This is a genomic window from Mycobacterium sp. IDUB_17, from assembly GCF_055419465.1.
Genome location: NZ_JBVAXS010000006.1, coordinates 175,140 through 189,114, shown reverse-complemented (window position 1 = coordinate 189,114; position 13,975 = coordinate 175,140). Strand labels below are relative to the sequence as shown.

The following is a 13,975-nucleotide window of genomic DNA, read 5'->3' as shown; positions in this document are numbered from 1 at the left end:
GGCTGAATCGCCGGTAGCGTTGAAGTTGTTACTGCACCAACTTGCGGTGCGGGAGGGAGCGCAATATGAGTGAGTCAGAGCGTTCGGAGGGCCACGCCGAGAGCTTCTCGGCGGGCTTCTCGCAGCCCATGTCCAGCGATGATGCCGCCGAGTTGGAATCGCTGCGCCGTGAGGCCGCGGTTCTGCGTGAGCAGCTGGAGAATGCAGTAGGGCCTCAGAGCGGATTGCGCAGTGCCCGAGACGTGCACCAGCTGGAGGCGCGGATCGACTCGCTCGCCTCGCGCAACGCCAAGCTCATGGACACCCTGAAGGAAGCACGTCAGCAACTCCTCGCCCTGCGCGAGGAGGTCGACCGGCTGGGGCAGCCGCCCAGCGGGTACGGCGTGCTACTGGGTACCCACGAGGACGACACCGTCGACGTGTTCACCTCGGGCCGCAAGATGCGACTCACCTGCTCCCCGAACATCGAGACCGCGTTGCTCAAGCAGGGCCAGACGGTTCGGCTCAACGAGGCGCTCACAGTGGTCGAGGCCGGCAACTTCGAGGCGGTCGGCGAGATCAGCACGCTGCGCGAAATCCTGGCCGACGGCCACCGGGCACTGGTGGTCGGGCATACCGACGAGGAGCGCATCGTCTGGCTGGCCGAGCCACTGGTCGCCGTCGAGGATCTGCCGGAGGATTCCGAAGCCGCTCTCGACGACGACCGTCCGCGCAAACTGCGGCCCGGCGATTCGCTGCTGGTCGACACCAAGGCCGGGTACGCCTTCGAGCGCATCCCCAAGGCCGAGGTCGAGGACTTGGTGCTCGAAGAGGTGCCCGACGTCAGCTACAACGACATCGGTGGATTGGGCCGCCAGATCGAGCAGATACGCGACGCCGTGGAGCTGCCCTTCCTGCACAAGGAGCTCTACCGCGAGTACTCACTGCGGCCGCCCAAGGGTGTGCTGCTCTACGGCCCGCCCGGTTGCGGTAAGACGCTGATCGCCAAGGCGGTGGCGAACTCGCTGGCCAAGAAGATGGCCGAGGTTCGTGGCGACGACGCCCGCGAGGCGAAGAGCTACTTCCTCAACATCAAGGGCCCCGAGCTGCTGAACAAGTTCGTCGGTGAGACCGAACGTCACATCCGGCTGATCTTCCAGCGGGCCCGTGAGAAGGCCTCCGAGGGCACCCCGGTGATCGTGTTCTTCGACGAGATGGACTCGATCTTCCGTACCCGCGGCACCGGTGTCAGCTCCGATGTCGAGACAACCGTTGTGCCGCAGCTGCTTTCGGAGATCGACGGCGTGGAGGGGCTGGAGAACGTCATCGTCATCGGCGCGTCCAACCGCGAGGACATGATCGACCCGGCGATCCTGCGGCCCGGCCGCCTGGACGTCAAGATCAAGATCGAGCGGCCCGACGCCGAGTCGGCACAGGACATCTTCTCGAAGTACCTGACCGAGGCTCTGCCGGTGCACGCCGACGATCTGGCCGAGTTCGGCGGTGACCGGACCCTGACGATCAAGACGATGATCGAAAAGGTCGTGGACCGGATGTACGCCGAGATCGACGACAACCGGTTCCTGGAGGTCACTTACGCGAACGGTGACAAGGAAGTCATGTACTTCAAGGACTTCAACTCCGGCGCCATGATCCAGAATGTCGTCGACCGGGCGAAGAAGAACGCGATCAAGGCCGTGCTGGAGACCGGGCAGCCCGGTTTGCGAATCCAGCACCTGCTGGATTCGATCGTCGACGAGTTCGCCGAGAACGAGGACCTGCCCAACACCACCAATCCTGATGACTGGGCGCGGATCTCGGGCAAGAAGGGCGAGCGGATCGTCTACATCCGCACCCTGGTCACCGGGAAGAGTTCGTCGGCCAGCCGCGCGATTGACACCGAATCGAACCTGGGGCAGTACCTGTAGGCCCTTGGTCGAATCGGCACCCGTCCGGGCGGCGTCGGTGGCAGCATGAAGCTGTGACCACACCGGCGCTGTCCTGGGACGTGGTGTCCGTCGACAAGCCCGACGACCTCAACGTCGTCATCGGGCAGGCGCACTTCATCAAGACGGCGGACGACCTGCACGAGGCGATGGTGGGAGTCAGCCCGTCGTTGCGGTTCGGGCTGGCTTTCTGCGAGGCATCGGGTCCGAGGTTGGTGCGCCGCAGCGGTAACGATCCCGACCTGGTCGAGTTGGCCGTTCGCAATGCGCTGGCGATCGGCGCAGGGCATGTTTTCATCATCTTCCTGCGGGACGGATTCCCGGTGAACGTCCTCAACCCGATCAAAGTGGTCCCCGAGGTCTGCTCGATCTACTGCGCCACTGCCAATCCGGTCGACATCGTGGTCGCCGTCACTCAACTTGGCCGCGGCATCGCGGGCGTGATCGACGGGCAGCCGCCGCTGGGCGTCGAATCCGATGATGACGTGACGGCCCGCCGGGACCTGTTGCGTGCGATCGGCTACAAGCTCTGACGCGTCAGGATTCCGCCGTGTGGGTGCGGTAGCGGTCGCGGGCTACCAGTGTGAGTCGCAGATCATCGAGCAGCGGGTCGAGGAACCGGGTCCGCTGCTCGGGGTCGGATACCGCCCGGGCGCTGAGGTACATGAACGTCAGCGCCGCCAGGAACATGGTGGTCTGGATCAGCGCCGGGGGTACCGGGAACGTCATTCCCAGCAGCTGGCCGTCGGGGGATCCATTACGGGTCCAGGCGGCCAGAAGCTCGGGACTGAGCACGATCAGTCCCAGGACGAAGAAGATCAGCGCGGTCACGATCGCCACGGTGAGCACCTGGACGATCTGCGAGAGCACGAGCGCAAACACCACGTTGAGCCGTTCCGGCTTCGACAGCCGGACCCGCCGTGGCCGGTCGGGCATGTCGGCGAACGGCGTACCGGAAAGACGCCCGTCGTCCTCGGGTTCCTTGGCGCCGGGCCGCAGAATCGGCCGCACCCGCTCCAGCGTGCTGGAGACCAGGAACACCGTGGCGACCGCGAAGAGGAACATCAGAGCCAGCCAGAGACGGGTGCGGCTCAAGGTGGATGCCATCAGCCAGACGTAGGTGTTGAAGAACACCAGCACGGTCAGCAGAACTACCGGCAGCGCCCGGACGAAGAGGCTGCCGACCGACGCCAGATTGGAGGTCGTGACTTGGGCTGCAAAACCCAGGATCGATCCGATTCCTGTTGCGGTGCAGACTAATACAGCCGCGATGACGAGCAGTTCGATGATCAGGTTCACGCCGTCCCGGGCAGTCAGTCCGCCGTAGAATCCGCTCACCACGATCACCAGGCAGGCCACCGCCGACGCCGCATCGGCCGCGCGTCCGGTCGGGAGTAGCGAGACCGCCCACCCGACCAGAGCGGCAGTCGGCAGCACCAGAAGCAGTACCGCCAGCACGAACCACTCGGTGCGCGTCGGGGTGCCGTCGATGGCGATGGTGTGCTTGCCGGTCAGGCCGACCACCAGCACCGAACTCAACATCACCCATGCGTAGGCGGCCAGAGCCGGCGCCGACCGCGCCCACACCGAACGGACCAGCGCTCCCGGGCGCAACACCGCGGGCAGCCCGTTGGCCAGGAACCAGCGTTCGGCCTCGATGCGGTCAGGGGGATCGTGAACTCGCCACGGTTCCTCACCGCCACACCGGTGCCGCGACCAGCGTTGCGTTGCGCCTCACGAGGTTCGTCATCACGACTACTGCACCAAGCAATCACCGGTACGGCAAGCACCGGGCGTAGTTACCGGGGCAGCGTGTCGTGGCGCACCGCGCGCGGATGTCACGTGAGCGCCGAACTGACCTCCGCGGCGATCGCCCTCAGCTCGTCGAGTACGACGGCCACCGCGGGCCGCGCGGTCGCGCCCGAGCGGGTGACCGCCTCCACCCGCCGGGCTACCGAGATGTCGATGATCGGCAATCGCACCAACTTGCGCGCGAGCCTCACGTAGCGGGGCATCAGGGCAATGCCGGTGCCCGCGTGGACCAGCTCCTCGACCACGCGGAAGTCGTTGATCCGCTGGATTATTCGCGGCTGGACGCCGGACAGTATCGTGATCGAGTTCAGCACGTCGTCGACCATCAATCCGCCTTCGACACCGAGCCAGGGTTCGTCGGCCAGGTCGGCCAGCCGCACTTGAGCGCGGCCGGCGAGGCGATGCCCGGGCGGCAGGACGACATCCAGGGGCTCCCGCAACAGTTCGGTGGATTCGAATCGCGGACCCCACGAGGACGCGTCGCGTTCGTCGCGGTGAACTACCACGACGTCGAAGTCGGCGAGTTGGGCCGGTGCCCGGGACGCAGGCACGTCGATGTCACGCCCGAGCACCTGGACTCCGTGTTCGGCTGCCCGGATGATCAACGGGGCCAGCAACATTGCCGCCCCGGAGGGGAAGAATGACATGCTGACCGTGCCGCGGGGTGTGCTGCGGTAGGCGTCCATCTCGGCCCGGGCGCAGTCCAGTGCCGCCAGCACGGCATCGGCGTGTCCGACCAGCACCTGTCCGGCATCGGTGAGGCGCACCCGCCTGCCGTCGGGTTCGATCAATGTCACACCGGCTTCGCGTTGCAGGATCTTCAGCTGCTGGGAGACGGCCGAGGGTGTCATGGACAGCACCTCAGCCACTGCGGCGACCGTGCCGTGGTCGGCGAGTTCACGCAACATCCGCAGGCGACCCGCATCCATGAAGTAATTCTACATATATAGTGAAAAAAGATTAGCTTGACTGAACTATTGGGTGGGCAACACGCTGGTGGGTATGGCCCAACGATCCACCGACCTCTGTCTGCTTGCCGTCGCTGTGGTGTGGGGATCGAGCTATCTGGCCACCAAAGAGATCGCCGCGCCCGACACGGTTTTCGCCCTTCTGGCGGTGCGGTTCGCCCTCGCCACAGTGGTGCTGGCCGCCGTCCTGTGCCGGCGGCTGACGGGATTGACCCGCGCCGAGGGGACTTCGGGTGTGGTCGGCGGGATCCTTCTGGCCGCGGTCTGTGTTGCCGAAACCTACGGCGTGACCATGACATCGGCATCGAATGCGGGACTGATCATGGCGTTGACCATCGTGGCCACACCCATGATCCAGCGCCATCGGGTGGCGCCCCGCTTCTATTCCGCGGCGGCGCTCGCGGTGGTCGGCTGCGCGTTGCTGACCCAGTCCGGCGGCCTGACCGCCCCGCGGGCGGGGGACATCGTGATCGTGATCGCCGCGCTACTGCGCGCGGTGCACGTCACCGTCATGGCGCGGATGTCAGAGAAAAGTGAGATCGACTCGGCCCGAACCACTTTGGTCCAGCTGGTCACCGTCGCCGGTGTGGCGCTCGCCCTCTGCGGGCCGTCCGGGCAATCCGTGGTGGCGACGACCGCGGCCTACGGGGTGGCGGACTGGGCCGTCATCGGGTATCTGGTGTTGGCCTGCACGGTGTTTGCCTTCCTGGTGCAGTTGCGGGCGCTGAACACAACCAGTCCGGCCCGGGTCAGCCTACTGGTGGGTACCGAACCGCTGTGGGCCGCCATCATCGGCATCGCCATGGCCGGCGATCGCGTCACCGGCGCCGGAATCGCCGGAGCCGCACTGGTGATCGCCGGAACCACCTGGGGGCGCATGGTGCTGACGCCGCCGGCGTCAGCGTCGCTCCAACTCCAGGTAGGCGTCTCGCCCGGCCAGGCTGACCGCGACGTCCGCGACCACGTTGACCTGTTCGGCGCGTGACAGCGGGGTGCGCCGCGGATGGTGCCCGTCTGGTTTCGGCAGCGGTCGAATCCTGGCTACGGATCGCGTGGTGTTGCCCGTATCGCGATACGGCTGGCTTGCTGGATGGGTTGATTCACGGAAACCCTCCGAGCATATTCGACCGCCTAATGGGGTTGAAACCCGGCCGCGATTATTAGATTTTGATTTGAATTTCTGGGCGCGGAGTTTCGGCGGATAAACCAGTGTATGGGGGCGTTCGGCATGCCGAGACAACTGTGGCGGCGGGATAGCTAGTGACTCCGAGGGTGGTACCCGCGCACCAATGTAACGATTGGATAACGGCGCTAACACTTTCCTGAGATTGACGATTGGCGGAGTTATTGCAGGTCAAGTGGGGTGATCGGAGACGAATTGTCGCTCCTCGGGCGGTGTCGGAGCTTGATCCGGGCAGAGCGGTGTGCTTACGTCGAGGGCACCGATGGCCTGAAACTGACGATGTTCGCTGAGAAGTTCGGTGGTGACTTTTAACTCGATATGCGTGTTTTAGAAAGCGTTCCGGGACGCCATTCCCGGGAAGAATTCCTGCGCCCTCCGCGGGGTACCGATGCGATTGGCATCCGCGGCCTTGTGGAAGCCACTGGGGTGCTCGATCTGAATTCCACCTACGCCTATCTGTTGCTGGCAACCGATTTTGCTGCCACGTCAATCGTGGCCGAACGTGACGGTGACCTGCACGGATTCATCACGGGTTACCACCCGCCGCCACGACCGGACGTCCTGTTTGTGTGGCAGGTCGCCGTGGCGCCGTCGGCGCAGGGCGGAGGGTTGGCCAGCACGATGCTCGACGCCCTCGTGCACCGGGTGCGGACGCAGCGCGGCGGGCGCCCGGTCACCGTGGAGGCCACGGTCTCACCCGGCAACACCGCCTCACGCGCATTCTTCGGTGCGTTCGCCCGCCGGCACGGTGTCCCGCTCGTCGAGGACCCACATTTCGGTTGCGATCTCCTCGACGCCGACGGAGCGCACGAGGACGAGCCGATTCTGCGGATGGGGCCCATCGCCACACCGCTTACTCGCTGAAATCAGTTATCTGATAACCATTTTGAATTGATTGGAAGGATTATCCCTTGCTGCTCGCTACGACAGCGCCGTTGTCCGAATCTGACCTTCCCGACGTGTTCAGCTCGGTCGAGTCAGAGGTCCGTAGCTATTGCCGCGGCTGGCCCACCGTCATGAACAGCGCCGCTGGCTCCTGGGTGACCGACACCTCGGGGCGTACCTACATCGACTTCTTCGCCGGAGCGGGGGCGCTGAACTACGGCCACAACAACGCCGCCCTGAAGGAACCGTTGCTGGAATACCTTGTCTCCGACGGGATCGTGCACTCGCTGGACATGGCCACCGCGGCCAAACAACGGTTCCTGGAGAGCTTCGAGCGGCTGATCCTGCGGCCGCGCGGGCTCGACTACAAGGTGCAGTTCCCCGGGCCGACCGGGGCCAACTCGGTGGAGTCGGCCCTGAAACTGGCCAGGAAGGTCACCGGACGCGAGTCGGTTATCAGCTTTACCAACGCATTTCACGGCATGACACTGGGTGCGCTGTCGGTCACCGGCAACTCGATGAAGCGGGCCGGGGCAGGCATCCCGCTGGTGCACGCCACGCCGATGCCCTATGACAACTATTTCGGCGGGGTCACCGAGGACTTCCACTGGTTCGAGCGCGTGCTCGACGATTCGGGCAGCGGACTCAACCGGCCGGCCGCGGTGATCGTCGAAACCGTCCAGGGCGAAGGCGGTCTCAACGTCGCGCGGATCGAATGGCTGCAGGCCCTGGCCGAGTTGTGCCGCAAACGCGACATCCTGTTGATCGTCGACGATGTCCAGATGGGGTGTGGCCGCACCGGGCCGTTCTTCAGCTTCGAGGCCGCCGGCATCGTGCCCGATATCGTGACGATCTCGAAGTCGGTCAGTGGTTACGGCCTGCCGATGGCGCTCACACTGTTCCGCCGCGAGCTCGACATGTGGACGCCGGGGGAGCACAACGGCACCTTCCGCGGTCACAATCCGGCCTTCATCACCGCCACGGCCGCGATCGAGACATATTGGGAGAATGATCAATTCAGCGTCGACACCGCCGCCAAGGGTGAGCTGATCCGGGCGCGTCTGGAGGAGATCGCCGCTGCCCACGACGGGCTGAGCGCTCGTGGCCGCGGAATGGCCCAGGGGATCAAGTTCGACGAGCCTGACCTGGCCGGAAAGGTCTGCCGGGCCGCCTTCGACCGCGGTGCGTTGATGGAAACCAGCGGACCGTCCGACGAAGTGGTCAAGCTGCTGCCGCCGCTGACCACTCTTCCGACCGAATTGTCCGAGGGACTCGACATTCTCGCCGAGTCCGTCGCAGTCACGCTGGCCTGAGGAGGCTTCAAACATGATTGTTCGCACCACAGCTGAGATCACCGGTACGGACCGTGACGTCGCCGACGGCAGCTGGCGATCCAAGCGCATCATCCTTGCCGGCGACGGTGTCGGTTTCTCGTTCCACGAGACCACCATCGAGGCGGGGTCGGTCAACGAGTTCCACTATCAGCATCACGTCGAGGCGGTCTGGGTGATCGAGGGGACCGGCACGCTGACGGATCTGGAGACCGGACAGCAGTACCCGCTCGCTGACGGCACCATGTATCTCCTCAACAACCATGACCGCCACCGCGTTACGTGCGACGAGCAGCTCCGGATGCTGTGCGTGTTCAACCCCCCGGTGACGGGGCGGGAGGTGCACGACGAGAACGGCGTATACCCGGCGCCGCAGTCGGTCGCATGACGGCACAGCGGACCGCTGAAGGCGTATCGCGTGGGAGCACGGGTGTCGAGGATCGCTACCCGACACGGCTCGAGCACGCGATCGAGCCGATACCGCGCCACGAGCCGGTGGTGTGGGGCACTGTGGCCGATGGGCCGCTGAGCCAGCATCATCTCGACGGCTTCTCCGAGTACGGCTACCTGGTCGCGCCCGAGACGGTGTCCGACGATTGGCTGCCGCTGCTGCGGCACGAAATCGACCGGGTGGCAGCGGATCTGGACAAGGACGACCCGCGGGTGATCCGTGAGCCGGGCGGCACGATCCGGTCGATCTTCGAACCGCATCTGCTGAGCGATCTGGTGGCCCAGGTGGTCCGGCTGGACACCGTGCTGCCGGTCGCTCAGCAGTTGCTCGGCGGCGACGTGTACATCCACCAGGCCAGGATCAACCTCATGCCCGGGTTCACCGGGACGGGGTTCTACTGGCATTCGGACTTCGAGACCTGGCATGCCGAGGACGGCATGCCGGCGATCCGCGCCGTCTCCTGCTCGATCGCCCTGACCGAGAATTTCCCCTACAACGGGTCGCTGATGGTGATCCCCGGATCGCACCAGACGTTCTATCCCTGCGTCGGCGCCACACCCGAAGACAACCACGACACCTCACTGGTGGCGCAGAACATCGGCGTGCCCGATCAGACGACCTTGACCAAGGCTGTCGACACCCATGACATCCACCAGTTCACCGGCCCGCCCGGTACCGCACTGTGGTTCGACGCGAATCTGCTGCACGGCTCGGGATCCAACATCACGCCGCTGCCGAGGTCGAACGTCTTCCTGGTGTTCAACTCGGTCGACAACGCGCTGACAGACCCGTTCGCCGCCCCGCGGCCGCGGCCCGAATACCTGGCGGCCCGGGGTACACAGGCCGTCACCTAGGCTGGCCACATGCAACGGATCATCGGAACAGAGGTCGAATACGGCATCTCATCGCCGTCCGATCCGACCGCCAATCCGATCCTGACCTCGACACAGGCGGTGCTGGCATACGCGGCTGCCGCCGGCATCCAGCGCGGGAAACGCACCAGGTGGGATTACGAGGTCGAAAGCCCGCTGCGCGACGCCCGCGGGTTCGATCTGTCCCGGGCCTCCGGGCCGGCTCCGATCGTCGATGCCGACGAGGTCGGCGCGGCCAACATGATCCTCACCAACGGTGCCCGGCTGTATGTGGACCACGCCCACCCGGAGTACTCGGCGCCTGAGTGCACCGATCCGATGGACGCGGTGATCTGGGACAAGGCCGGTGAACGTGTGATGGAGGCCGCGGCCCGCCACGTGGCGAGCGTGCCCGGGGCGGTCAAGCTGCAGCTCTACAAGAACAACGTGGACGGCAAGGGCGCGTCCTACGGGTCGCACGAGAACTACCTGATGAGCCGTCAGACACCGTTCTCCGCGGTGATCGCAGGGTTCACGCCGTTCCTGGTGTCCCGGCAGGTGGTGACCGGCTCGGGCCGGGTCGGCATCGGTCCGTCGGGTGACGATCCCGGCTTCCAGCTGTCCCAGCGGGCCGACTACATCGAGGTCGAGGTCGGCCTGGAGACCACGCTCAAGCGCGGCATCATCAACACCCGCGACGAGCCGCACGCCGACGCCGACAAGTACCGGCGGCTGCACGTCATCATCGGCGATGCCAACCTGGCCGAGACGTCGACCTACCTCAAGGTCGGGACGAGCTCGCTGGTGCTCGATCTGATCGAGGAAGGCCCGCAGTACGGGCTGGACCTGTCCGATCTCGCGCTGGCCCGACCGGTGCACGCGGTGCACGTGATCAGTCGCGATCCGTCGCTGCGGGCCACCGTTGCGCTGGCCGACGGCCGTGAGATGACCGCCCTGGCGATGCAACGGGTCTATCTGGACCGGGTGGCCAAACTGGTCGACATCAGGGACCCCGACCCACGAGCCTCCCACGTCGTCGAGACCTGGGCCCATGTGTTGGACCTGCTGGAACGCGATCCGATGGAATGCGCCGAGATCCTGGACTGGCCGGCCAAGCTGCGGTTGCTGGAAGGGTTCCGTCAGCGCGAGAACCTCAGCTGGCAGGCGCCGCGGCTTCACCTGGTCGACCTGCAGTACTCCGACGTCCGGCTGGACAAGGGCCTGTACAACCGGCTGGTGGCACGCGGTTCGATGAAGCGCCTGGTCACCGAACAGCAGGTGATCGACGCGGTCGACAACCCGCCGACCGACACCCGCGCGTACTTCCGTGGCGAATGCCTTCGCCGGTTCGGTTCCGACATCGCCGCGGCCAGCTGGGACTCGGTGATCTTCGACCTCGGCGGCGATTCGCTCGTCCGGATTCCGACGCTGGAGCCGTTGCGCGGCAGCAAAGCGCACGTCGGCGCCCTGCTGGACTCCGTGGACAGCGCCGCCGAACTCGTCGAGCAACTCACGAACTGACCGTTTCCGGCGGTGAGCTATCCCGGGCAATCCGGGTGCCGACCGGTACTGTGGAAGGACCGGTTGGGCGGTTAGCCCAGCCGATGACAATTGCAGGAGGCAGCGATGGCTCAAGAGCAGACCAAGCGTGGCGGTGGCGGCGGCGAGGATGACGACCTCCCGGGTGCATCTGCCGCCGGCCAGGAGCGTCGCGAGAAGCTGGCCGAGGAGACCGACGATCTGCTCGATGAGATCGACGACGTGCTGGAAGAGAACGCAGAAGACTTCGTGCGCGCGTACGTCCAAAAGGGCGGCCAGTGACCTGGCACGAAAATCTGTCTTCGTCTTTGCCCAAGCCCCATACCGGTATCCCTTCTGTAGCCATGGACCTGTCGTCGTTCTCAGAACTGCTGCGTCGTCAGGCTCCCGAACTGTTGCCGGTCAACCGTGTCGCCGATGGCGCCATCAACCCGACCAACGCGGTGCCGCACGGGACGACCATCGTCGCGATCAAGTACCCCGGCGGGGTGCTGATCGCGGGTGACCGCCGCTCCACCCAGGGCAACATGATTGCCGGGCGCGACGTGCAGAAGGTGTACATCACCGACGACTACACGGCGACCGGCATCGCGGGTACCGCGGCCATCGCCGTCGAGTTCGCCCGCCTCTATGCCGTGGAACTGGAGCACTACGAGAAGCTCGAAGGCGTCGCCCTGACCTTCCGCGGGAAGGTCAACCGGCTGGCCATCATGGTGCGCGGCAATCTCGGTGCGGCACTGCAGGGTTTCGTGGCGCTCCCACTCCTGGTGGGTTACGACGTCGATGCCGCCGATGCCGAGAAAGCGGGCCGCATCGTGTCCTTTGATGCCGCGGGCGGCTGGAACATCGAGGAAGAGGGCTACCAGTCGGTGGGCTCCGGCTCGATCTTCGCCAAGTCGTCGATCAAGAAGCTCTACCCGCACGTGGTGGATGCGGATTCGGCACTGCAGGTGGCCATCGAGTCGCTCTACGACGCGGCCGACGACGACTCCGCCACCGGTGGGCCCGACCTGGTTCGTGGCATCTATCCGACCGCGGTGACCATCGGTGCCGAGGGGGCGGCGGAGATCGCCGAGGAACGCATCGCCGAGCTGGCTCGCGAGGTCATCGCGCGCCGGACCCGGACGGGCGGTGAGGGGTAAATGAGTTTCCCGTATTTCATCTCGCCTGAGCAGGCGATGCGTGAGCGCTCCGAACTGGCGCGCAAGGGCATCGCCCGAGGTCGCAGCGTTGTGACGCTGGCCTACGACAGCGGCGTGCTGTTCGTGGCGGAGAACCCGTCGCGGTCGCTGCAGAAGGTCAGCGAGCTCTACGACCGGGTCGGTTTCGCCGCCGTGGGCCGGTTCAACGAGTTCGACAACCTGCGGCGCGGCGGTATCCAGTTCGCAGACACCCGCGGCTACGCCTACGACCGTCGAGACGTGACCGGCCGGCAGCTGGCCAATGTCTACGCGCAGACACTCGGCACGATCTTCACCGAGCAGGCCAAGCCGTACGAGGTCGAGCTGTGCGTCGCCGAGGTGGCGCACTACGGCGAGACGAAGTCGCCTGAGCTGTACCGCATCACCTATGACGGGTCGATCGCCGACGAGCCGCACTTCGTCGTGATGGGCGGTACCACCGAGCCGATCATCACCGCGCTGAACAACTCGTACGCGGAGAACGCCGATCTGGCCGCAGCGGTCAAGATCGCCGTCGAAGCGCTGAGCGCGAGCGGCAACGGTTCCGAGCCGCGCGCGCTGGGCCCGGCCACCCTCGAGGTGGCGGTCCTGGACGCCAACCGTCCTCGCCGGGCGTTCCGCCGGATCACCGGGGCAGCGCTGGAAGCCCTTCTGCCCGAAGCGAAGCCGGCCGAAGAGTCGTCGGAAAAGCCGAAGAAGTCAGCAAAGTAGGTGTGCGGGCCGTCATCCCAGGGCGAACCGTAGTTTCGCGACTGCGGTCTGGTTCCACACGCCGGCGGTGATCTCGTGAGGCCGTACGGCATAGGTTTCACCGCGGTGGTCGAGGACCGTCACTGCGATGCGGGACAGCACGTCGTAGCCGGCGTCGTCGTACTGCAGAGCTCCGGTGCCGGACTCGATCCGGCCGAGCACGTCGACGGTGAAGTTGTATACGAGCGTGTCCACCGCCCCGGCCGCCGCGGCGCGGGCGATGTCGCCCAGGTCGGTGGCCACCAGCCCCTTGCTGACGTCGTTGCCGAGCTCCTCGACCCACGCGTTGGCCTGTTCGGCATTCAGGGCGGGCAGCGACTCGCGGATGGCACCGTCGATCTGATCGGGCCGCAGCTCGTCGGCAGCACCGGGCACCGCCACGATCCGGCGTTTGTGGTCGAGCCAGCGGTACATATCGAGCAGCGGGTCGGTCGCGAACAGGTACAGCGGCCGGTTCGATGACGGATCGAGCTGACCCAGTTCGGCGTCCACCGCCTCGGCGACCCGCTTGGCGTACTTCTCAAGCAACACCTTCTTGCCTTCGTCGCCGACCAGGCGGCGTACATGGCCCCGGTCCCGCACGGTGGCGCGATGGGTCGCGTCGGCAACGTCGGCCGCGTACTCGCCGGTGAGCTCCAACTCGTTGGCCCGCGTGCTCGCGGTGGCCTGCCACAGGTTCCAGCCGTCGGCCGACAGGGTCAGGGCGTAGGCCTCCTGCGGCGTGGTGACTGCCCGCACCAGCTGGCCGATGTCGAAATAACTGCCCACCTGCGATTGGCTCTCCAGAGCGTTGGGCAGCACGTAGACCTCGTGGAAGTCGTCGGCGATGAAGATGGCCACCGATCCGGAAAGGCTCAGCCACAGGTCCGATTCGGCGATCTCGGTCCAGCGCGACCGCAACTGTTCCTCGACGGCATGCCGTGCCCCGGACTCGCGGATCGTGCGCAGGGCCCGGTCGACTGCGCTCTTCGCGGTCAGCAGGCTCTTTTCCCGCTCGTCGGGTCCCGGTGCGGTTTCCGCGTACACCGTGATGGCGTGCTCATGAGGCTCGCCAAGGCGGATCAGGTCGGCAACATCGGGCAGTTCGTAGCGGGTCATC

Annotated in this window: 14 protein-coding genes; 11 read left to right on the top strand and 3 right to left on the bottom strand. The window is 65.8% G+C overall.

The window, feature by feature from the left end:
* Positions 1-65 precede the first annotated feature (65 nt).
* Positions 66-1,907: a proteasome ATPase gene (gene arc / locus ACZYZ7_RS24285; protein WP_463742001.1), complete on the top strand. Its 1,842-nt coding sequence runs from the start codon at positions 66-68 to the stop codon at positions 1,905-1,907.
* 53 nt (positions 1,908-1,960) lie between these two features.
* A complete protein-coding gene (locus ACZYZ7_RS24280; RefSeq protein ID WP_463742000.1) occupies positions 1,961-2,458 on the top strand; it encodes an adenosine-specific kinase in 498 nt (165 codons plus the stop codon).
* A gap of 4 nt (positions 2,459-2,462) precedes the next feature.
* On the opposite strand, the gene ACZYZ7_RS24275 is transcribed toward ACZYZ7_RS24280, so the two are convergent.
* Entirely contained in the window at positions 2,463-3,542 is a 1,080-nt protein-coding gene (locus ACZYZ7_RS24275) for a hypothetical protein (RefSeq protein WP_463741999.1), read from the bottom strand.
* 221 nt (positions 3,543-3,763) lie between these two features.
* Positions 3,764-4,666 carry a LysR family transcriptional regulator gene (locus tag ACZYZ7_RS24270; protein WP_463741998.1) on the bottom strand — a complete coding sequence of 301 codons (903 nt, stop codon included), beginning with the start codon at positions 4,664-4,666 and terminating at the stop codon, positions 3,764-3,766.
* A 73-nt stretch (positions 4,667-4,739) separates the two neighbouring features.
* Between ACZYZ7_RS24270 and ACZYZ7_RS24265 the strand changes: the two genes are divergently transcribed.
* The 9 genes from ACZYZ7_RS24265 (at position 4,740) to prcA (ending at position 12,837) form a co-directional block, all read left to right on the top strand.
* Complete coding sequence (locus ACZYZ7_RS24265) at positions 4,740-5,690, top strand: DMT family transporter (RefSeq protein ID WP_463741997.1); 951 nt, start codon at positions 4,740-4,742, stop codon at positions 5,688-5,690.
* 516 nt (positions 5,691-6,206) lie between these two features.
* Positions 6,207-6,752 (top strand): diaminobutyrate acetyltransferase, encoded by a 546-nt coding sequence (gene ectA, locus ACZYZ7_RS24260; RefSeq protein ID WP_463741996.1) that lies wholly within the window; start codon positions 6,207-6,209, stop codon positions 6,750-6,752.
* Between the two features lie 47 nt (positions 6,753-6,799).
* Positions 6,800-8,086, top strand: coding sequence for a diaminobutyrate--2-oxoglutarate transaminase (ectB, locus tag ACZYZ7_RS24255; protein ID WP_135455584.1), 1,287 nt, complete (start codon positions 6,800-6,802; stop codon positions 8,084-8,086).
* 13 nt (positions 8,087-8,099) lie between these two features.
* Positions 8,100-8,492, top strand: a complete 393-nt coding sequence (locus ACZYZ7_RS24250) for an ectoine synthase (protein WP_463741995.1) — start codon at positions 8,100-8,102, stop codon at positions 8,490-8,492.
* Positions 8,489-9,409: an ectoine hydroxylase gene (thpD, locus tag ACZYZ7_RS24245; RefSeq protein ID WP_463741994.1), complete on the top strand. Its 921-nt coding sequence runs from the start codon at positions 8,489-8,491 to the stop codon at positions 9,407-9,409. Before ACZYZ7_RS24250 ends, thpD begins: the two co-directional genes overlap by 4 nt.
* Positions 9,410-9,418: 9 nt before the next feature.
* Positions 9,419-10,927, top strand: coding sequence for a depupylase/deamidase Dop (dop, locus tag ACZYZ7_RS24240; RefSeq protein WP_135455580.1), 1,509 nt, complete (start codon positions 9,419-9,421; stop codon positions 10,925-10,927).
* Between the two features lie 105 nt (positions 10,928-11,032).
* Complete coding sequence (locus ACZYZ7_RS24235) at positions 11,033-11,227, top strand: ubiquitin-like protein Pup (RefSeq protein ID WP_003880265.1); 195 nt, start codon at positions 11,033-11,035, stop codon at positions 11,225-11,227.
* Between the two features lie 62 nt (positions 11,228-11,289).
* On the top strand, positions 11,290-12,087 hold the full coding sequence (gene prcB / locus ACZYZ7_RS24230) for a proteasome subunit beta (protein WP_450070609.1): 798 nt from the start codon (positions 11,290-11,292) through the stop codon (positions 12,085-12,087).
* Complete coding sequence (gene prcA / locus ACZYZ7_RS24225) at positions 12,088-12,837, top strand: proteasome subunit alpha (RefSeq protein WP_450070608.1); 750 nt, start codon at positions 12,088-12,090, stop codon at positions 12,835-12,837.
* Positions 12,838-12,849: 12 nt separating this feature from the next.
* Here prcA and ACZYZ7_RS24220 read toward each other — a convergent pair whose 3' ends face one another.
* Positions 12,850-13,974, bottom strand: coding sequence for a baeRF11 domain-containing protein (locus tag ACZYZ7_RS24220; protein WP_463741993.1), 1,125 nt, complete (start codon positions 13,972-13,974; stop codon positions 12,850-12,852).
* Position 13,975: the final 1 nt, after the last annotated feature.